This window comes from Rhodoferax sp. SPJ4, from assembly GCF_058216275.1.
The window spans coordinates 675,325-694,779 of record NZ_JBYZMN010000002.1; the positions used below are offsets into that span (position 1 = coordinate 675,325).

Below are 19,455 nucleotides of genomic sequence, written 5' to 3' on the forward strand. Positions count from 1 at the left end.
TCAGCCTGTGGTACACTCATAGGCTGAACACGGGCGGTTAGCTCAGTGGTAGAGCACTGCCTTCACACGGCAGGGGTCGCAGGTTCGAACCCTGCACCGCCCACCAAGTAGATCAGGGACTTAGCAGACATGCTGAGTCCCTTTTTTGCGTTCTGGCCCCCCGCTGGGTCGAATTTGGGTCGAGCTCTCCCGGGCGGGGCACGACCAGCAAGTGGCACTGAAGTCGAGGCTTTGCTGTCCTCCCTTCGCTCCAGACCTCGTCGACAGTCTCTCTGTCACGAACCAAGGAGTAGCCAACATGGCACAAATCGAGAAAAGGAAATCCGGCCGCTGGCGCGCCCGCATCCGTCGGCAAGGTCATCCGGACCTGTCGAGATCATTCCGCACGAAGGTCCTCGCCGAGCGCTGGGCCATGCAGGTCGAGGCGGACATCGAAAGAGGGGTATTCGTCGACCGCACGGAGTCTGACAAGACGACGCTCGGCCAGATCCTGCAGCGATACGCCTCAGAGGTCAGTCCCACGAAGAAGGGTGCGGCCTCGGAAGTGTTTCGCATCAAGGCCCTCGCACGCCATCCAATCGCACACGCGACGATGTCAGCCCTCTCGGGCACCAAGATCGCCGGTTGGCGAGATGAGCGGTTGAAGAGTGTCAGTCCTTCGACTGTCCTTCGTGACTTGAACCTGATGGGTCATGTCATCGAAACCGCGCGTCGTGAGTGGGGAATCGCAATGAATGAGAACCCAGTGCGACTGGTGCGCAAGCCCAGGGCTGCACCTGGGCGAGAGCGGCGACTCTGCTGCGATGAAGAAGAACGACTGTTGGGCTACTTCGCCTCCTCCGATGCCAGAAGCGCGGAAGGGCGGTTCGTTGCCGGAGTTCCTCGCAACTCCTACATGGCCCCGATCACTAAATTGGGAATCGAGACTGCCATGCGCCAGAGCGAGCTTGCTGGGCTTCGGTGGGAGTACATCAATTTCGTCACGCAGGTGGCTACGTTGCCAACCACGAAGAACGGGTCGCAGAGATCGGTGCCGCTGTCGAACAAGGCTGTTGAAGTGCTGCGTTCACTTGGACCGCGAAGCAGTGGTCCGGTGTTTGATGGTGTGTCTGCCGAGGCTATCAAGCGGTCATTTATCCGTGGCGTGAAGGCACTGAACATCCAGAACCTGAGATTCCATGACCTGCGCCACGAAGCCACGAGTCGGCTTTTCGAGAAAGGGCTGAACCCGCTTGAAGTCGCCTCGTGTACAGGCCACAAGACTCTGCAAATGTTGAAGCGTTACACGCACTTCAGTGCAGCACACCTCGTTAGCAAGATCGGATGATCGAAAGGGATTCGAAATGAAACATCACGTTGATGACGGAATGAGCATGGTAACGCTTGATACTGAGCTGAAGCTTCAGGTAATCAGTATCGCCATCAGTTCTCTCACAGATGAGTTCAGGCACGTCTACGGGCGCTTTCACGAGCTTGGAGAACTAGAAGAGTTTGCAAGTGACTTGGGCGCGAAACATGGTGCCGTTGAAGCTGTCCTGAATGCGCGGAACCAGGCGCCGGCTGGTCCGTTCTGCCGAATCTTGGAGAAGTACCCAAACTTCTGGGTCGACTTGGCACGCAATCTTGGCTACGAGAGCATTACCCGCCGAGACCGGCCCGCTCGCGACGTGACTTGATCAAACCGAACGTTTGCGCAACCCTCTACCCGTTTGATGGAGAAGTGATGATGAATGATCAACTCGACTACCTGGACGAAGTCGCCCACCGTGTGGCTTGCAACAAGCTGGACGCCTGCCGTGGAATGAGTACGGGGGAGCGACTCTACGTTGCCCTCGCAGCCAGCCGATCCGACCTGCTAAAAGATGATGGATACACCATCGCGGAGGCCATGGCTCGTATCGGGCAAGAATGGCGTCAAGAGCTTCTTCGACGTTGGCAGTACGTGAGCCATGCGCAGCTGAGAACTGAGCCCGAAGACATGTAGTCCAATGCCAATTTGGGCGGGCGTTGACCTGCGAAGCTCCGTCCACTATGCGACTACAGCTGTCTGATGATTGCGTCAGCCTGCACACTCACGTCAAGCGGTGAAGTGGGGGCGCCAACGGCGAGGCCGGGGTTCTTCTCGTAGGTCACTCGGAACCGCCCAGCGAAGTGCTTTTCGTACCAAGCGAGCTTCGCCGTCCATTTCTTGGCGTACTCGGGGTCGCTCAGGCGGCCGACATGTTCCCAGTAGATTTCCTCGCCCTGCCAGATGAGCGTGAAGTCGGGGAGGTACATCGTTCCATCCGGTGCGAACAGGGGCTTCTCGTAGAAGAAGGTGATGTCGCGCTCATGGAGCATGTTCGCAATGATTACCTCGGACTTGCTGCGTACCATGTCGCGAGACAGGGCCTCGTGGATCTTGCCTGCCTCATACCAGCCCTCCAGCTTCAAGAGCTGCATTGGCGCAAGATGCCATCCAAGTAGCGAAGAATTGATCCGCGCAAGCCAGCATCGCTCACGGCGCCGCATGTCGATGAGCGCGCCAGCGTCGCCCTGAATGAACAGGGTGCAGTGGCGCTTGCCTCTTGTGAGAGCGGTGTACAGCAGCTCCTGGCTAAGGAGCTGGCGTTTCGAGGCAGGGATGACCACGTAGATCCGGTCGAACTCGCTGCCTTGTGCTTTGTGGACTGAAATCGCGTAGCCCAGTTCGAGGTTCTCTTCCACGCGCTGCGCGTGCAGGAATCGCCCGCTCGAGTCCTTTCCAAGATCGGTGCCGTAGTTGATGCGGATGTCACCTCTCCGGGCGAAGGCCACCGCAAGGCGCTGCAGGCGAAAACCCCGTTGCTTCCAGGCATCCCTGTCGTACCCGTGCGGACCCACGAATCCGAGCTCGCCATTGAACACGTCGCACTGATCGATCCGCTTGGTCTTGAAGTCATAGCCGTAAATCGGATCCGAGGACGTGCGATTTCGGATCTGGATAACCTTGTCGAACAGCGTGATGCCGTCAAGCGCACCGTTGCGCTGCATGAGGCTCCCGCTCTTGTGTTGCTGAATGGCGAGGTTCAGGGCCTCAATCCCATACAGCTCACCCCGATAGGGGCTCAGCACCTGCGCATATTCCGGACGCCAGTTGAATGCTTTGTCCCAAAGCTTGTGGAAGGGTAGTGAGTCAGGATCGACTCCAGCATCCTCGGCCATGTCGATGGTCATCTGCTGGAGGATCAATGCGGACAGGTCTTCGGGTTCCTGCCAGTACAGCACGCGAAGGTCCTTATCGACGTCACCAGAGGCCTGGACACGCCGGAGCAGGTCTTCGACCGCAGCCTCTCTGTCCTCGTCCTTCTCTTCAGCCAGATCAGATTGCCTGTACAAGCTCGCCAGGTCAATGATCCCGGTGCCTTTGCCCTCCGCGCGATTCTCCAGCTGTCGCAGGTTCGCCGTGAGTTCGCAGATGGACTCTGGGGCCTTTGCCTTGCAGTAGCCGACGATGTCCGCGAAGACTCTACCCGTACCAATTGGCGGCAGCTGGTTAGGATCGCCTACAAGGATCAGACGCTTCACGGTCGACCACTTGATTGCGAGGAACAGCGTCGCAAAAAGCTGCAGATCCATCATTGAGCACTCGTCGATGATGATCGTCTGGCGTTGAGTCTCCTGCTCGCCGCCGATGCGCTTGAACGTCAAGTTGTCGTTGAGCCAACCCCGCTTGGCCAGGAACGAATGAATCGTGGCCGTCTCCACGGCACCTAGGGTCGCGTCCCGCTCAAACACCTCACGCGCACGGTCGGCAGCCTTGCCGGTGGGAGCGAGCGCGATAACCGACGCACCTACGCCGTCCACCTTGCGGATGGCCTTGACGATGGCGGCAAGCACCGTCGTCTTACCCGTTCCCGCGGCACCACACAGGACCGAAAATCCACGGCCAAACACCTTCGCGCAGGCGACGCTCTGGGTCTTGATGGCCTCCTCGTACTGCCTCTTGGCCTTCACTGCAAGCGGGCTGTCGTCCTTGAACAAGAAGTCGCGCCAGTTGTCCTCGGTCATCGGGACGCGCAGCGCGATGTCGGGCCGCTGAATCAGCTGCTTGATCTCCCGCTCGACGCGTAGCTCTGCCTGCTGATTTGTCCGCAGGTAGACAAAGTCGCCGCCATCTTCGTTGCGGAAGTACAGAGCGCCCAGGTACTCTGACTCGTCAACCTCGAAATACTTGGCGCGGAACTGGATCTGCTTCCAGTCGGGCACGCTTTGTAGGCGTCGATTGATCAGCTCCACCAGCTCGCCCTGCTCCAAGAAAGTGTGCCCGCTCACACGAGAGAGGCACTCCACCGCCAGAGCACGCAATCGCTGCGGCGAGTCATGGTCCACGAGCTGCGGTACGCCAAGCTCTGGTGACGGAATCGCGGCGCGATCGAGCTTGCCCCAGGTGATTCGGTCATCAGTGTTGCTGCCGACATACTGTTCCGCCAGCAGGTACGGGTTGCGTGAAATGTCCGCCGTCCTGGCCTCCAGGCCGTACTGGTAGTGCGGCCCTTCGATGACTCGGCGGATGGTCTCGGCGTCGATGTCCAGACGCGCCAGAACGTCCTTCAGCAGCGCCTGACTTTCCGGTTCGAGCAACCTCCAGGTTCGCCGCACGGCATCCACCGATTGCCTATTCACCGTCTTCGCGCCCAACGTCTGCGCCTTGCCCTCCACGAGCGCCCACGCAGCTTCGACGGCCTTCACTTCTTGGCCCAACGCGACCTGGTCCTTCAGGTACGGGATCGCTTCGTGCAGATTGAGATAGACACAGACCTCGGTCATCCCCGGGTAGGCGCCGCGGCGCTGCCAAAGCTCACTGATGATGGCTTCGAGCCACTTGCGCCGGGCCTCCCAGTTCTCGCTGGTATCACCCAGGTCGATGAGCGCCAGCACCGCCTGATGGAACTGCTCGACCAGCCCCAGCGCCTCGTCATCACTCAGCAGTTTGGACCCGTACTTGCAGAGGAGTGGGTTGTCAGGGAAGACCGTGAACCGCTCGACGCGGGGGTCATCCTTGTAGAGGTGATAGGGCAATCGCAGCCCCTGCTCTGGATAGGCCGACGTGACGTTTCGGTCCCAGACGTAGCCGCCGTACCGCTCCATGGTGCGATCGTCACAGCCGTCGTAGTAAAGCTCGCCTCCCACCTCGACGACTCTGGACAAACCAATCAGCGCATAGCGGGGCTGCTCGGCCGTGCTGAACGGATTCGAGTAGTTCGAGTAGTAGAAGACCAGGCTCGCGTTCTTCTCGACCTTCGCGAAGAACTCGTCAGCGTATTTCTTGCGGGCAAGCGCGTCGTAGTGGTTTCCGTTGCGTACCTCGTCACGGTACATCTCTTCGTAGGGCCAAACGCAGACCGTTGCGGGGGGTAATGCCCAGTCGCGCCGTTTAGTCCCCTTGTTGAAGAATGCTGGCGGATCGGCAAACGATGTCAGTGCCTCGCTGCCGAAAGCATTGATGCTGTAGATGCAAGGTGGCGCCTTGTCCAGGCCAGCGCAGGACCTCCCGGCGCACCCCTGCTCCCACGCCAGGTCACGCCGTTCCGCGATCATGTCGCCGGGGTACGAGTGAGCACCGACGCAGTAGGTGTTCTTCTGCGGTGCACTGCAGACATGGCCGTTCCAGCCGTCGTCATGCCAAGCCAATCGCGCGGTCAGGTGCCAGCCCATCGCCTATGCCCCCAGATTCCGTCCAGTCTTGGGCGACAACCGCTCGTAGACCTGGCTGCCCAACCACTTCGACACCAGCTCTTGCATGTCCGGCTTTCCCATGTAGTTGGAGAAAAGCTCTTCGTTCAGATCCATCCGTTCGATGAAGAGTGACTCCAGCACTTGACGAAAGACCAGCTGAAATTTGTCGAGCGAGTTCACTTCGGCCGCTTTCTGTAGCGCTTCGCTCTGACTCGCGGCTTCGGCGATCTGGTCGAAGAAGAGCTGATCGGCCTCGTTCAGCTCACCGCCGAAGCGCTCGTTGATGATGTCGATCAGCCGCGACAGCGAGACATGCTCTTCGCGCACCAGTCCCGAACCCACCTCGCGTGGCCCGTCGAGTGGCTTCGCATAGCCCTCGTTGAGGCTGATTGACCCTTCGCTGATCTTCTGCAGCCGGTAGTAGTCAAGCTCAACTTCCTCATCGAACTGGTAGCCCGGTCCGCTCTTGCGCTTGGGCAGCTTCAGAGCGAGGTGACGCAGGTACGTGAACAGCTTCTCCAGATCGCTGTCCTGGTAAGGGATCACCTGGCTGAGGAAGCCGTACAGGTTTCGGAAGGCCTGCAGCTTCCCTCGCCACAGCTCAGCCTCCTCTTCCTCGGCATCCTGAAGCTGCTTGAAGCGGGCGACGGCCTGGTCGAGCACCGCGTTCATGATCTTGTGGTCGCTGGGGCTCTGCCTCCGCTTTGGCGCGAAGAAGACCTGAGAGAACTGGTCAACTTCGGTCTGCAGATAAATGCCGGATGCGTCGAGCTCCGCCTTGACCTCGTACAGTTTGTCGGGGTCGACTTCCTCCCCCATGACCGAGCCTTCGAAATATTGGCGGAAGGCCTCCTGAATCTCTGCGGGGTCGTTGACGAAGTCGAGCACGAAGGTGTCGTCCTTCAGGGGGTGCGTCCGGTTCAGGCGCGACAGCGTCTGCACGGCTTGGATGCCGGCCAACCGTTTGTCGACGTACATCGTGTGCAACAAAGGCTGATCAAACCCGGTCTGGTACTTCTCGGCCACCAGCAGCACGCGGAAGTCCGGCTTAGCGAAGGTGTCGGGCAGCTCCTTCTCCTTGAGGCCGTCATTCATCCCAGCCTCCGTATACGACGTCTCCGGGAGTTTGTCGTCTTCCACCGTGCCTGAGAAGGCCACCAGGCTCTTGATCGGGTAGCCCTTCTCTTGGATGTAGCGGTCGAACTCCTGCTTGTAGCGCACTGCCTCAAGCCGGGAGCCGGTCACCACCATCGCCTTGGCGTGTCCGCCGATCCTGTGCCGCGTGAATTGTTGGAAGTGCTCCACCATCACCTCGGTCTTTTGGCCGATGTTGTGTGGATGCAGGCGCATGAAGCGCGCCAGCGCCTTGGCGGCCTTTTTCCGCTCGACGTTGGGGTCGTCCTCAGCCTTCTTGATCAGCTTGTAGTAGGTCTTGTAGGTGACGTAGCTCTTGAGCACGTCCTCGATGAAGCCTTCCTCGATGGCTTGGCGCATGGTGTAGCGGTGGAAGGGCTCGCCACTACGGCCGAAGATCGCAAGGGTCTTGTGCTTGGGTGTGGCGGTGAAGGCGAAGAAGCTCATGTTCGGTTGATGGCCCCGCTTGGCCATGGAACGGAACAGCCGCTCTAGCTCGACTTCGCCTTCCTCCTCCGCCATCTCCAGGGCCTTGCGGCGAAGCTCAGCGCCGCCCAAAACGCCCTTGAGTTCAGTCGCTGTTTCGCCCGACTGCGAGCTGTGCGCTTCGTCGATGATCACCGCGTACTTTCGCGCGGGCAGATGACTCTTACCCCCTTCGCCGCGCTCTTCACTCAACTTCGCAAGCTGCCCGGATACGAAGGGGAACTTCTGCAGCGTAGTGATGATGATGGGCACACCGTCTTCAAGGGCTTGGGCGAGTTGGCGCGAGTCCTCGTCAATCTTCTGGACCACGCCCTGGCGGTGGTCGAACTGGTAAATGGTGTTCTGCAGCTGGCGGTCCAGCACCACCCGGTCGGTGATGACGACCACGCTGTCGAACAGCCGCTCGTCGCGATCGTTATGCAAGCTAGACAAGCGATGCGCCAGCCAGGCAATGGTGTTGCTCTTGCCGCTGCCGGCCGAATGCTCCACCAGATAGTTGTGCCCCGCCCCTTCGCTCGCGGCGGCTGCCACTATTTGGCGTACTGCCTGCAGCTGGTGATAACGCGGAAAGATCAGGCTCTCCTTGCGCAGCTTCTTGCCATCGTCCGTGGTCTTCTCTTCCACATCGAGATGCAGAAAGCGCGCGAGCAGGTCGAGCAGGCTGTCGCGTTGCAACACCTCTTCCCATAGGTAGGCCGTCTTGTAGTTGCGGCCCTCGGAGTCGGGCGGGTTGCCTGCGCCCCCATCCATGCCGCGGTTGAAAGGCAGAAAATAGGTGGATGATCCGGCCAGGCGCGTGGCCATGTGTGCTTCTTCGGTGTCCACAGCGAAATGCACCAGCGCGCGCTTGGTGAACACGAAGATGGGTTCGCGCGGGTCGCGGTCGTGGCGGTACTGGTGGATCGCATTTGCCGCTGTCTGGCCACTCAAGGGGTTCTTGAGTTCCAGCGTCACCACCGGGATGCCGTTGACCGACAGCACCACGTCCAACGACTTTTCCGACTTCGGGCTGAAGTGCAACTGACGGGTCAGCCCTAGGCGGGTGGCTTGGTAGCGCGCCTCCAGCTCTGGGTTTAATCCGTGGGCGGGGCGAAAGAACGCAATCCGCAGGGTGCGCCCGAAGCACTTGAAGCCGTGGCGCAGGGTGGCCAAGGTGCCATGCGTATCCATCCACTTGCACAGTGACTCCAACACCCGCTCGCCAGTCTGCTCGCCGTGCAAGGCCTCTAGCTTCTCCCACACCTTGCCTTGGGTGGCACGGATGAACTCCAGCGCCTCTTCAGGGAACACGGCCCGCTCGCGGTCGAAGCCCTTTGCGTCGACCTTCGAGTAGCCCTCAGCAAGCAGAACCGCTTCAATGGCAGTTTCAAAAGCGGCTTCGCTCGTGCGCTTCATGCGGCGGCTCTTGCTTGTCGTTTTCGTAGCCAATAGACGATGACCTGCGCGAACTCAGGTAGTTCGCCGGGCTCACGCCCGTCCCACTTCGGCAGTTCGCGTGCTGGGTCGACACGGCGTCCGTCCTGCAGGCGCTGCTGAAACGCTGCGAGCACTGCCTTGCGATTGCTTACCAGGCGCGGCAGATTGAGGTTGAGAACCGCATTGAGATCCTGGTCGATGGCAGCATCGTCCGCGCTGATCTTGCCGTCACCCAGGAAACGGATCTGCCGCTCGATGGGGTGAGCGGGGTCGCACACGCTGAAACACAGACCATTGTTGCCCTTGCGGGTATCGCAATGCTGCTCGCGCTCGGGACGGCCGTGCCCGCCCAGGCAGGCGCCATGCAGGTTGCTGAAGTCGATCTGCCTCGCCGGGTGGTCGGCCTGGCATTCCCAGTGCTCAATCTTCATGCCGCCGGGAGTGGCCTGAATGCGCGATTGGCAGTAGCAGCACAGGCCGCGCTGCTCCGCCACCAGCGCCTGCCGCAAGGTGGCCTTGTCGGCGTAGTTTTCATAGTCGGCATGCGGCTGTTGGCGATGCTTGGTCAAAGTGGCGGGCTCCGGCCCCTTCTGAATGGTCCGCATCTACTCGGCACCCTCCAGAAAGCGGATCAGTGAACTGGCCCGGGTCAACTCGGGTTCGTCCTCGCCCAGCTTGCGCTCAAGTGCGCTTATTGCGGCACGGGCCTCGTCGAAATGCTCCTTGTCAATCAGCTCGAAGAGGATTTTCAGTTCAGCGTCCACCTGCCGGTTGCGCACTGGCGCGCCCATGAACTCCTGCAGGATGCGGTTGGCGTCCATGCCATAGGCCTCGGTGGGCTCGGTCACGGCCACCTTGCCATTCACGAATTCGAGGAAGCGTACGCAGCGCGCCGGCACCTCGCCCAGCACAAGGGGCGAATGGGTCGTCACCACGAACTGGCATTCCTTGAAGATGTCGCGCAGGCGCTGTAAGACATCGCGTTGCCACTTGGGATGCAGGTGCAGCTCGATCTCGTCGATCATCACCAGTGCCACGCCCTCGGCGATGGGGTTGTCGCTGTCCGGGTTGGCGATGGCCAGGCGTCGGGTGAGGTCGAACACCAGGGCCAGCAGGCCACGTTCGCCGTCGGACAGCTGATGCAGGTAAAAGGGCTGTCCGCGCTTGTCCACCACGAAGCCCAGGCGCGGTTGCTCCTGGATACGCAGGTTGCTGAACTCGGGCACGAGATCGCTGACCACAGTCCGCAGCGCATCCAGCACCTTGAGGCGGCGCGGCTCACTGGCCGCGCCCAGCTTCTCCTGGGTGCGGAACCAATGCATGAACTCGCGCAGTTCCACCTCGCGATCGTGCAGGGCACGACCGTAGGCGATGGACGGGTCGAAGGGTTTGGCCTCCGGCAGGCTGCGCGGTTGGCCGGGCAACTGGCGTTTAGGCGAGAAATACACCGCCAGCGGCGGATGGGCCGCGCTCTTCAGGGCCGCCAGCGCGGTGCGGGTTTCCTTCAAGCCCGCTTCCAGTTCACCGGTCAGCGTGCGCGCATTCAGCGCCTGGGCGAAATCAGTGGCGCCGGTGGCAACTTCAGCCTGTCGCAGCAGCACGACGCGATCGCCTCTCTCCTCCGCCGCCCGTAGGCGCTGCACCCCGGCATTGATGGTCTGCCCATCGATCTGGATACGGGCGGACACCTCCAACGAGCCCTTGTCACCGTGGATATCGTCATCGGTGAAGTACAGCGGGGCCGAACGCGAAGGCGTGAATTCCGGCAGTGCCCGCGACAGCAGCACTGTCAGGGCATGCAACACGGTGGACTTGCCTACGCCGTTGACGCCGGCGATCAGCGTCACATCGGGCTCGAAGGCGATGTCGAGCTGCTCGAAGCCACCGCAGTGCGCGAGGGAGAGGCTTTCCAGCTTCATCCGGTCATTGCCTCCAGCGGGATCTGGCCGGTGACAGCAGCGGTGATCAGCGCAGCGCGGCGCTCCTTCAGCAGATCAACAGTCCTATGTAAGGCCGCATCCATCACCTCGGATTCAGCCAAAGAATCTGTGATGTAGCGGGAAATTGCTTTCTGCTCATCCATTGGCGGGAGCGCAATCCATGCGTTCTGTACCGTGTCCTGACCAATATTCTGCATAGAGCCGCTGGTGCCGGACGCCTCGCGTTCTAGCTGAAAACGTCCAGGGCTGGCACGCAAGAAAGCAACAAGGAACTCGCGGTCAAGCTCATCGTCATTGACGTTTAAACGATAGAGCTTGTCACATAGCAAGAGCTTTGAAGAAATCTCATGCACATGGACAACGCTTCCCAGCAGCTGCGTCGTATTCGCGCGGCTCATGAGAACGTCATGCTGTTTTATTTCGTATTCACGAAGCGGCTCAATTTCATCAGGAAGACGCTTGTTTTCTGCTGGATCGAAATTCCAAGCGTTGACTGCTCCAACCTTGAGAACTCCCCATTCATCCGGCTCTGCTGGGTAGTTATCACACTGCGGCGACCATCCTTGCTCAAGGCCAAGAAGGTGAAACTTCAGGCGCTCCAATCTCCAATGCGCCGGAATCTCACCCAGCCACGCCTGACCGGAAGGCTTGAGTGCGACGTTGTTATGAAGGCCGCGGGTAACAACGCGACTAATGAGAGCAGCACGCTTTTCTTCCAACAGCGCCAGCATGCGTTCCTTCTCGGCAATCAGCCCGTCGATGCGGGCGGTTTCACGGTCTAGATAGTTGGCGATGATCGACTGAGCTTCGATGGGCGGAAGGCGAATCTCGAGCGAACCGATGAAGTCCCAGCTGGCGCGAGGCATCTTTGCTCCGAAGGTTGACGCATCAACCGCCCCCACAAAGTCTGGTTTCAGCAGCGAATAGAGCAGGAACCTGGGATGAAGGGATTCAGCGGGCCGCATGACGAGCAGCTCCGTGGAGCAGACGCCGTCGCGCGGCGCGTGGCAAGCCTTCGCCAAGTACGGGCGAAGCTTGCCGAACAGCACGTCACCTTCCTTGAATACGTTGGAGAGACCCGCGTGCTCGTCAGTCGTGTCTTTCGGCTTCGACTCAGCTTCGATGATCCTGCCCGTCCAAGACTCGATATTCTCAAGGCCGAGGTAGTCAGCATGGTCAGAACTGGCGGACATGCGTTCATTGCGCAGGGGAGCAGCGAACTTCAAGCGCGCAGGTACCCACGCGTCAGTATGCGCGGCAGCAGTTGAAATTGTCACTGCGTCACCTCCCGCAGCAACTCCAGAATTCGTTGCTCCACGCCAGCCAGTTCGGCATCGATCTCGTGCAGCGGTCGCGGCGGCTGGTACTGAAAGAAGACGCGGTTGAAGTTGATCTCGTAGCCGACCTTGCCAATGCCGCCGTCCTGCTCGTCCAGCGTCTCGCGGTCGATCCAGGCGTCGGCCACGTAGGGGCGCACCTCGCGCAGCACGTAGCTGACGATGTCTTCTTTTAAGGGGATGTTCTCGGCATCCTTGAGCGCTGGGTCGGCTTCGTACTCGATGTGCTTGCCCTTGAAATCGGCGTGCAGGCCGAGCAGGCCGTACAGATCTTCCTTGCCGAGACCGAGGGGCAGGGTCTGACCCGGGAACAGGGCTGCGCGGTCCAGCTGCTCTACCTTGTGGTGTTTGGCGATGACGGGCGCGGCATCGAAGTCTGGCACGGTGAAGCAGTCACGGAAGATTTTCTTCTGTGCCGTGCCCTTGGCGCCTTTGGCCCAGCCTTCGACGTCATCGGGCAGGTTCTTGAACACCTGTTGCACGGCGTCCCAGGCCTTGTTCCAGTCCAGCAGTGGTTCGGACCCGAGCTCGTCCTGCACCGCCTGCAGCGCATCGAACAGCTCCGGGCAGGTGTTCAGGAAGCGCTCGCGGGCTTCATCGGTGATCTGGAAGCGCAGCCGCAGCGGGCGCAGCACGGTGATGCGGCGGTAGCCGAAGTCGGTGTTGTCGAAGACGCGGCTGGTCTTGCTGTCTTCCAGCGCGCCGTGTTCGCGGGTGACCGCATCGAGCGCCGCTTGGTCCAGGTAGCGGCGCTTGTCGCCCAGGCTGCGCTTCATTGGCGTGTATCGCTCGCGGGCGTCGATGAGCTGGATCTTGCCCTTTCGGTGCCCCTCCTTGCGGTTGGTGACCACCCAGATGAAGGTGCCGATGCCGGTGTTGTAGAACATCTGCTCGGGCAGGGCGACGATGGCTTCGAGTTGGTCGCGCTCGAGGATCCAGCGGCGGATGTCGCTCTCACCGCTGCCGGCACCGCCAGTGAACAGCGGCGAGCCGTTGAATACCACGGCGGTGCGCGAACCGGGCTTGTCGCGGTCGCCCGCTTTGTGGTCCTGGAACTTGCTCATCATGTAGAGCAGGAACAGCAAGGCACCGTCGTTGATCCGCGGCAGCTTGCCGCTGTAGCCTCGGAAATTGGGCCAGCGATCGATGGTCTTCTTCTCCGTCTTCCAGTCGACGCCGAATGGCGGGTTGGCCAGCAGGTAGTCGAAGCGATGGTCCGGAAACGGGTCGTCGGTGAGGGTGTTGCCCAGCACCACCTGGCCGTCCTTGTGACCCTTGATCAAGAGGTCAGAGGCCGCCACGGCATACGAGCGCGGGTTGTAGTCTTGCCCGAAGACCTTGACCGTGGCTTGATCGTTGTGGGCGCGGATCCAGTTCTGCGCTTCGGCCAGCATGCCGCCGGTGCCGCAGGCCGGGTCGCAGATGGTGACGATGACACCAGCCTGCGTGAGCACACTGGTGTCGGGCTCCAGCAGCAGGTTCACCATGAGTTGGATGACTTCACGCGGGGTGAAGTGATCGCCGGCCGTTTCGTTAGCAGCCTCGTTGAAGCGCCGGATCAGGTCTTCAAACACCAGCCCCATGGTGATGTTGTCGACGCGCTTGGGGTGCAGGTCGATCTCGGCGAACTGAGAAACCACCTGGTACAGGCGGTTGGATTCTTCGAGCTTTTCGATCTCTTTGTCGAAGTCAAATCGTTCGAAGATCTTGCGGATGTTCTCGGAGAAACCGGCGATGTAGTCGGCCAGGTGGCGACCGATGTTGTTCGGGTCACCCTTGAGCTTGTAGAAGTCGAGCTGACTGTGGTTGTGGAAGCCCAGCGGCGTGCCGTCTTCGTCCTTGGCCAGGTTGTTGAGGATGGCGTCAACATTCGGTTGACCCTTGGCGCTGAGCTCAGCGTGACGCTTGAGCACAGCTTCCTTGCTGGACGCCAACACGGCATCGAAACGGCGCAGCACCGTGAGCGGCAGCATCACGCGCTCATATTGCGGAGGACGGTAAGGGCCGCGCAACAGGTCGGCGACGGACCAGATGAAGTTGGCGAGCTGCTGGAAGTTGGCGCTGGTCATTTAGGAAGGTTCTTCTTATGGGTCGCCGACACGATCTCGGAAGCAATCCAGCGGTCAAGCTCTGACCGCCGAAAGCGCCAAGTGCCGCCCAGCTTGAAGGCCGGAATGTCGCCGGCCTGCGCCAAGCGATAAACGGTGCGCTTGCCCGCTTTCAGATAGGCGGCAACCTCTTCGAGGGTGAGGATTTCGTCGGCCTCGGGGGCCGTCGTCTTTGTCATGTGAGCATCATCGCAGATTGCCCGAAGCTTGCCAAGACTGGCCAAGTCTGCCTCGGCATGAGGCATGCTGCCCGCTTATGGCACCTTGGGGCGGCTTCCGCTACAGGTTGTCTTCGATCTCAGGCGCCTGAGCATTCAGATCGAGTGCGGAGGACTTCGCGTGCGACCGTGACATCGCAGGAGCAAGGTAGTCGGCGTCATCGGTGAAGATCGCCACCTCTGATCGCGCCCTGCTGAGTGCGACGTAAAACGTGCCCTGATTTGACGTCAGGCTCGAGGTGTCAGCCTCGATAAAGACGCGTTCACACGTCGCCCCCTGGCTGGCATAGACCGTGCGGCAATACGCGTGATCGATTGGCAGGGGCCTGGAGAGACACAGTTTCTTGGTCGTGCTGTCGGACAACGCTACCGTAACGCTGGCGGTCTCATGGTCAACCTGGACCACCTGCAACTGGTCGCCGTTGACCAGTCCGTCCGAGTGCATGTTTGCGGTGATTCGCACCAGGTCGCCGGGGACGATCGAACGATCGACGAGTCTATGGACCGTCAGACCCGTCGTGAGAGCGGGACTCCAGGCCACCTGACCGCCGTTCGCATTGGACAGGATGACGCTCGTATCGTTCACCTTGACCACAGCGGCGTGATCTCCACGGCGGAGCCCCAGAGAAGGGTAGTTCCGATCGGCAATGACAACATCACCGGCCTCGTATGACGTGATTGACGCAGCGAGTTGCTTGGTCAGATCCTTGCGTTCCAGTGTGCGCACTTTCGGTCCATCGTCCCGCAGCCCTAGCTTTGCGCGAATCAGCAGGTTCAGTTGTTCCCGGGAAGCACGCGTGCCCGAAACCACGATGGTTTCAGCGCGCTGCGCGGGCGACAGTTTGGCGTAGGCCGCCGCCACCGCCTCAAGCCGTTCACCGCGTGCGGGCACCTCGTTGATTCGATGCTTGATGGTGGTCAACGCACCATGAATCTCGCCCGTCGAGGCTTGCTCGACTGCCCGCTTAAGATCCGCATCCCGCTGGCGATATACCTCGCGAAGCGAGGCTGTAGGTAGTCCCGCTGCGATGAGCTGGGCAAACGGCTTGCCGGCTTCGATGGCCGTCAACTGTCCTGGGTCGCCCACAAGCACGAGCCTGAAGTCAAACTCCTGAGCACTTGCAATCAGGCTCGCCATTTGCTTGGTAGAAACCATGCCAGCCTCATCGACGATCAGCACGCCACCCTTGCCGACCTTCGCTCCCAGCCTGTTGTGAAGGAGGGCGGCAACTGTTGCGGTCGGCATGCCGGCTTCGGCAAGCTGTCTAGACGCACTGGAGCTCGGTGCTACGCCAAAGACATTGATGCCGGCAGCCTTGAGAGATTCGGCTGCTGTCGAAAGCGTCGTTGTCTTGCCGGTGCCTGCCTTGCCGACAATGCCTATGGCCCGACTTCGCGAAGCCAGCACATGATGGATCGCTGTTGCTTGCTCTTCAGAGAGTGGCATTCCACTTGGCCGAAGGGCAATGCCACTCACCAGGCTCTGAAGCGTATTGCGCTCAGTCGACTCTGCGGCCAAGAGTGCCGCCTCTTCCTGCTGGAGTAGCGGCGTCGTCATGAACGCACCAGAAGAGATCAAGGTTCCGGCGGCCATTCGCTGTTGCACATCGCTGGCAACCTCCGCATGGATTGTCCGTCCTGTACCGAATTGAAGCGCAGCTCGCACCAAGTCGTCCTGGGTGAAAACAGCTTCGCGTTCTGAAAGATGATTGATCGCTTGGTCCACGGCCAGAGTCGCGTGCCTTGAGGGGCTGGAAGAGGGCTCGTGTTGGGCCACGGGTACTGTTGGTAGTTCCGCACCCAGTTCGGCCAAACGCAGCCGCCAGGCTTCGCCGAGCGCTTCTCGGTCCACGTCGGTCTTCGCAACACGCGTCGCAATTGCGGCCTGCTTCTTCTCCAGGGCCGAGAAGCTTTGAGCGGGGGTACGCCGTGAAGTCAGGTGCTCCTCCATCGCCTGCGCCCGCTGGCTGAAGGCCTTGATGACCGCTGGTTCGAAGCCAGCCAGTTCGAATCGCCCATCGGCGTGGGTTACTTGAATTTCGTATCCCAGGGCCCGCAGCTCGTTGGCGAGCTCGGCGCGGTAGATCGCGCCGAGCAGCATCTTTGCCCTGTACAAGGGCTCGTTGTCCAGTGCACGCCATTCGCCATCAGATCGTTGCGTCACGTTGATGACAACCGAGTGAGTGTGAAGCTGTGGATCGCACGCCCGGCTGAGCTCATGCGGGAACTGCGCTACCACGAGGTTCCCGCTGCGCTGATGCGTCGTCACCCCCTCCGATGTCAACCTGAACCCGGCGCGCTGCTCTGCAGCTTGCAAGGCCATTTCAACTGCCTTGGCGTGAGCCTCCATGAGCCTTTCGTCCCCTGCGAGAAGCGCCATAATTGAGACGCTTTTCGGAGCAGAGAAGGTCAGATCAACGCCGGCGCGATGTCCACCTGCTGCACGATGGATCGACCTCCCGTCTGGGAGCTTTCCCGCCAACATTCTTGCGAAAGCCTCTTGCTCCACTGGGCCGTAAAGACCCAGCGCAGCTGCTCCGGCGCCACTCCACTTTCCTGTTGCTCCTGAGCCTGCAGTTGTGTAGTAGTCATCCTCGACTTCGTAGTATTCGGCCGCTGCCCTTGTGTTCTGAACGTTTGAGATGGACAGCATCACCGAGCCCTGAATGGTTGATGTTTCGCTGGCACGCTTGGGGGGCGGACCGTAACTCCGCCGACGGGCAGATCGCCTGGAAATTTGAGGTACCCATGATTGACAGGCAAACTCTGGATCTCTGCGGCCATCACAAGTCGGCGTGTCTTGATCTGTCGAGACTCTGAGGTTGTTCGGCGGGTGCCGTCCCTCGAGACGGAAACCGCAAGCTCGTCGGTCTCCACGTCTCCCAGTCCTCGGCTCATGACCTCAGCGGTATCAGGGTCCGTGGGGCTGCCGCCGAGAACCAGCAAGGTCCGGAAGCAGCTCCGCAGTGTTTCGGCGCCGGCGCGCCCATACAAGGTCGTCAGCTGGGAAGTCGACTGGAGGCACGCGACGACCCGCAGCCCGTGCTTTCGCCCCTTGGTCAACGCAGCTTCCAAGCTCGAGAGCTGCTCCAGTGAACCCAGCTCGTCCAGGAAGAGCCAGAGCGCACGCCCGCCGTGCGTACTTGACAGCGAAGTGCTGATGAGCAGGTCTACCCAGCAGTTGATCAGCGGACGAAGGGCGGGAACTTGGTCGTCTCGCCAAGTCACGAACAGGCTGCCGCTTTCTTCAGCGAGCCAGTGTTTGATCGAGAACTTGCCCGAGGGATGCCTGCTGTGAGGCCGCAGGTATCCGGCCAGGATGCCCCTCACAGAGTCCAGCAGGCGTCCGGCGTCCGGTTGGAGTAGCGCCGCGCTGCTGGTGCCTGCAAGAAGGACCTGGAGCTCGTCGCGTGGAGCCTCTGCAGCCCACCACAGTAGCCGTGAGCCAGTTGCTTCGTCGCCGCGCGCCATCATTTCTTGCAGAAGATCAGCTAGGAAGGTCCGGGCTTTGGCGCGCCAGGTTTCGTCCTCACCCACTGAACCAGGAATGACAGATTTGGCGATGAGTTCGTAGTCCGACGAGTTGCGAACCTCGTTGAAGACTGACCACCCCTCGCCCCGTGCATCGAACGGGTTCAGGATTCGATCGCCGTGCCGCAGGTATCGGGCCAGCGCATCGCCGTTCGGGTCGACGATGATCATGCGGTCGCCCCGAGCCAAAGCGCCTGCGAGCAGTTCGCTTTGTGCGTTGCTCTTTCCAGTGCCTGTCGAGCCAACCATCAAGACGTGCGTGGTTTCCGCCTCAAGAGGTACAGGGATGCCAGCCAATGTGACCTGGACGCCCCGCCTACGCGGCTGTCGCGTGAGCCTGGCCATGGACTTGGATTGCAGCAGACTGCTTCCCCGCCGGTTGCGGCGCCCCTGATCCATCGCGTCGGATACCGCATTCAGAACGATCAGCGCCACCGCAACACCGAACGCTATCGGAATCCACGCCCAGACACGACCCTGGGAAGCGTGCGCGACATTCCAGAACTGTTGCAGCGCCGGCCATAGTGCGCTCGGCTGCTCGACGAACATCACGCCTCGGATGCCAAGCCATACGGCGACGCCTGAGCCGATTCCCGTGGCGAGGGGCAGGAAGAGAGCCAGGAGCCTCACTTCCGGGCCTCCGCCTCGGCGCGCAGCTTCGCAGCGACAGCGCCCGGGATCTGTGGGTTCAGGTGTGCCGCCATCGTGCGTACAAGCAGCAGGATTTCGCGTTCGCGCGATGGTGTACGCGGGTTGGCTGCTGACGATGTCGAGGTGCTCTTCCGAACCTCCTCGATCAATGTCTCGAGTGTGGCGCTGAGCTCTGTTCGGTCGATCTTGCCGCGCACATACACCGAGAGCGGAAGCCCAGCCACCGCAGCGGCGGCGGCGAGTGCGTCGTACGTTGACCGCGGAAGTCGCAGCGTGATGATCTTGCTGGCCATGTGTAACTCCCTGATGCCTTTGAAGAAATTACGTTTGGCTGCTGCCGGCCGAATAGGGTGTATTCGCTGGAGAGCGAGCACCCGTGCGGGTTTTTGGCACATCGGACGATTGCGTCCGGTGTGTCGAATCACTGGTCTTCCCGAATGTGTTCAGTGGTGGATGGGGCATCATCAGGACTCCCCTTCCACGGTCTTGAGCTCGCGGAGCCAAGCGAGGGTGTCGCCGAGACGCCAACGCATCAAGGTTAGGCCTGCGACACGAGGTGGCAGCTGATGGTGAAGGCGCCCGCGGCTGTGGCGGATGGTCGCAACTTGATGTCCGGTCAGGACCGCGAGCTCCTCCGGGCCAATCAAGGTCTCAGCGGGAAGCCCATGCAGGGCTCGAAGGATCTCCGCCCGCTGGGCTAGGCTGTACGTAGTTTGTGATTGCTTCGGCATAATTTCCATCTCTGTGTGACTGATCTGCGTAGTTGCTCGTAGCAGTCGATGGAATGATGGAAGCGGTAGCAGTGAAACAACGGACAACAAATTGGTCGTTTGTGGGCAACTTGCTGGGCAAGCTCCCATGAGGGGCGATCCCGCATTCGGCCATGAGCCAGTCCGTAGCGTCTTTCGTGCGATTGGCGGGCTGCTTTGTCGGCGCT

At 60.7% G+C, this 19,455-nt stretch carries 13 protein-coding genes and 1 tRNA gene; 4 read left to right on the forward strand and 10 right to left on the reverse strand.

The genetic code is table 11. The annotated features are described in order from the left end of the window. Window positions 1–31 precede the first annotated feature (31 nt). From AC4BAR_RS10660 to AC4BAR_RS10675, 4 genes are all read left to right on the forward strand, one after another. Window positions 32–106 (forward strand) — tRNA-Val (locus AC4BAR_RS10660). A 192-nt stretch (window positions 107–298) separates the two neighbouring features. Next, the gene (locus AC4BAR_RS10665) at window positions 299–1,327 is read left to right on the forward strand and encodes a tyrosine-type recombinase/integrase (protein ID WP_490627836.1); all 1,029 of its coding nucleotides are present in this window, start codon (window positions 299–301) and stop codon (window positions 1,325–1,327) included. A gap of 16 nt (window positions 1,328–1,343) precedes the next feature. Further along, window positions 1,344–1,676 carry a hypothetical protein gene (locus AC4BAR_RS10670; protein ID WP_490627837.1) on the forward strand — a complete coding sequence of 111 codons (333 nt, stop codon included), beginning with the start codon at window positions 1,344–1,346 and terminating at the stop codon, window positions 1,674–1,676. Next, window positions 1,673–1,984 carry a hypothetical protein gene (locus AC4BAR_RS10675; protein WP_490627838.1) on the forward strand — a complete coding sequence of 104 codons (312 nt, stop codon included), beginning with the start codon at window positions 1,673–1,675 and terminating at the stop codon, window positions 1,982–1,984. The genes AC4BAR_RS10670 and AC4BAR_RS10675 overlap by 4 nt, the downstream gene beginning before the upstream one ends. A gap of 53 nt (window positions 1,985–2,037) precedes the next feature. On the opposite strand, the gene AC4BAR_RS10680 is transcribed toward AC4BAR_RS10675, so the two are convergent. From AC4BAR_RS10680 to AC4BAR_RS10725, 10 genes are read right to left on the reverse strand one after another with little or no spacing between them, the layout of a single operon-like run. Continuing rightward, complete coding sequence (locus AC4BAR_RS10680) at window positions 2,038–5,676, reverse strand: AAA family ATPase (RefSeq protein ID WP_490627839.1); 3,639 nt, start codon at window positions 5,674–5,676, stop codon at window positions 2,038–2,040. 3 nt (window positions 5,677–5,679) lie between these two features. Continuing rightward, window positions 5,680–8,712, reverse strand: coding sequence for a type I restriction endonuclease subunit R (locus tag AC4BAR_RS10685; RefSeq protein ID WP_490627840.1), 3,033 nt, complete (start codon window positions 8,710–8,712; stop codon window positions 5,680–5,682). Then, a complete protein-coding gene (locus AC4BAR_RS10690; RefSeq protein ID WP_490627841.1) occupies window positions 8,709–9,338 on the reverse strand; it encodes an HNH endonuclease family protein in 630 nt (209 codons plus the stop codon). The genes AC4BAR_RS10685 and AC4BAR_RS10690 overlap by 4 nt, the downstream gene beginning before the upstream one ends. Next, window positions 9,339–10,652 (reverse strand): AAA family ATPase, encoded by a 1,314-nt coding sequence (locus tag AC4BAR_RS10695; protein ID WP_490627842.1) that lies wholly within the window; start codon window positions 10,650–10,652, stop codon window positions 9,339–9,341. After that, window positions 10,649–11,950: a restriction endonuclease subunit S gene (locus tag AC4BAR_RS10700; protein WP_490627843.1), complete on the reverse strand. Its 1,302-nt coding sequence runs from the start codon at window positions 11,948–11,950 to the stop codon at window positions 10,649–10,651. The genes AC4BAR_RS10695 and AC4BAR_RS10700 overlap by 4 nt, the downstream gene beginning before the upstream one ends. Next, window positions 11,947–14,079 (reverse strand): type I restriction-modification system subunit M, encoded by a 2,133-nt coding sequence (locus tag AC4BAR_RS10705; protein ID WP_490627844.1) that lies wholly within the window; start codon window positions 14,077–14,079, stop codon window positions 11,947–11,949. The genes AC4BAR_RS10700 and AC4BAR_RS10705 overlap by 4 nt, the downstream gene beginning before the upstream one ends. Beyond that, window positions 14,076–14,363, reverse strand: a complete 288-nt coding sequence (gene mads1, locus AC4BAR_RS10710; RefSeq protein WP_490627845.1) for a methylation-associated defense system helix-turn-helix domain-containing protein MAD1 — start codon at window positions 14,361–14,363, stop codon at window positions 14,076–14,078. The genes AC4BAR_RS10705 and mads1 overlap by 4 nt, the downstream gene beginning before the upstream one ends. A 34-nt stretch (window positions 14,364–14,397) precedes the next feature. Further along, complete coding sequence (gene mobF / locus AC4BAR_RS10715) at window positions 14,398–16,989, reverse strand: MobF family relaxase (protein ID WP_490627846.1); 2,592 nt, start codon at window positions 16,987–16,989, stop codon at window positions 14,398–14,400. Then, window positions 16,989–18,497 (reverse strand): type IV secretion system DNA-binding domain-containing protein, encoded by a 1,509-nt coding sequence (locus tag AC4BAR_RS10720; RefSeq protein WP_490627847.1) that lies wholly within the window; start codon window positions 18,495–18,497, stop codon window positions 16,989–16,991. The genes mobF and AC4BAR_RS10720 overlap by 1 nt, the downstream gene beginning before the upstream one ends. Further along, window positions 18,494–18,811 (reverse strand): hypothetical protein, encoded by a 318-nt coding sequence (locus AC4BAR_RS10725; protein WP_490627848.1) that lies wholly within the window; start codon window positions 18,809–18,811, stop codon window positions 18,494–18,496. The genes AC4BAR_RS10720 and AC4BAR_RS10725 overlap by 4 nt, the downstream gene beginning before the upstream one ends. Window positions 18,812–19,455 lie beyond the last annotated feature (644 nt).

What these genes read in the sequence shown, in the direction of transcription:
- AC4BAR_RS10695 (WP_490627842.1), bottom strand. Translation starts at nt 10,652, where the DNA reads ATGAAGCTGGAAAGCCTCTCCCTCGCGCACTGCGGTGGCTTCGAGCAG.
- AC4BAR_RS10690 (WP_490627841.1), bottom strand. Translation starts at nt 9,338, where the DNA reads ATGCGGACCATTCAGAAGGGGCCGGAGCCCGCCACTTTGACCAAGCAT.
- AC4BAR_RS10680 (WP_490627839.1), bottom strand. Translation starts at nt 5,676, where the DNA reads ATGGGCTGGCACCTGACCGCGCGATTGGCTTGGCATGACGACGGCTGG.
- AC4BAR_RS10685 (WP_490627840.1), bottom strand. Translation starts at nt 8,712, where the DNA reads ATGAAGCGCACGAGCGAAGCCGCTTTTGAAACTGCCATTGAAGCGGTT.
- AC4BAR_RS10705 (WP_490627844.1), bottom strand. Translation starts at nt 14,079, where the DNA reads ATGACCAGCGCCAACTTCCAGCAGCTCGCCAACTTCATCTGGTCCGTC.
- AC4BAR_RS10665 (WP_490627836.1), top strand. Translation starts at nt 299, where the DNA reads ATGGCACAAATCGAGAAAAGGAAATCCGGCCGCTGGCGCGCCCGCATC.
- mobF (WP_490627846.1), bottom strand. Translation starts at nt 16,989, where the DNA reads ATGCTGTCCATCTCAAACGTTCAGAACACAAGGGCAGCGGCCGAATAC.
- mads1 (WP_490627845.1), bottom strand. Translation starts at nt 14,363, where the DNA reads ATGCCTCATGCCGAGGCAGACTTGGCCAGTCTTGGCAAGCTTCGGGCA.
- AC4BAR_RS10670 (WP_490627837.1), top strand. Translation starts at nt 1,344, where the DNA reads ATGAAACATCACGTTGATGACGGAATGAGCATGGTAACGCTTGATACT.
- AC4BAR_RS10725 (WP_490627848.1), bottom strand. Translation starts at nt 18,811, where the DNA reads ATGGCCAGCAAGATCATCACGCTGCGACTTCCGCGGTCAACGTACGAC.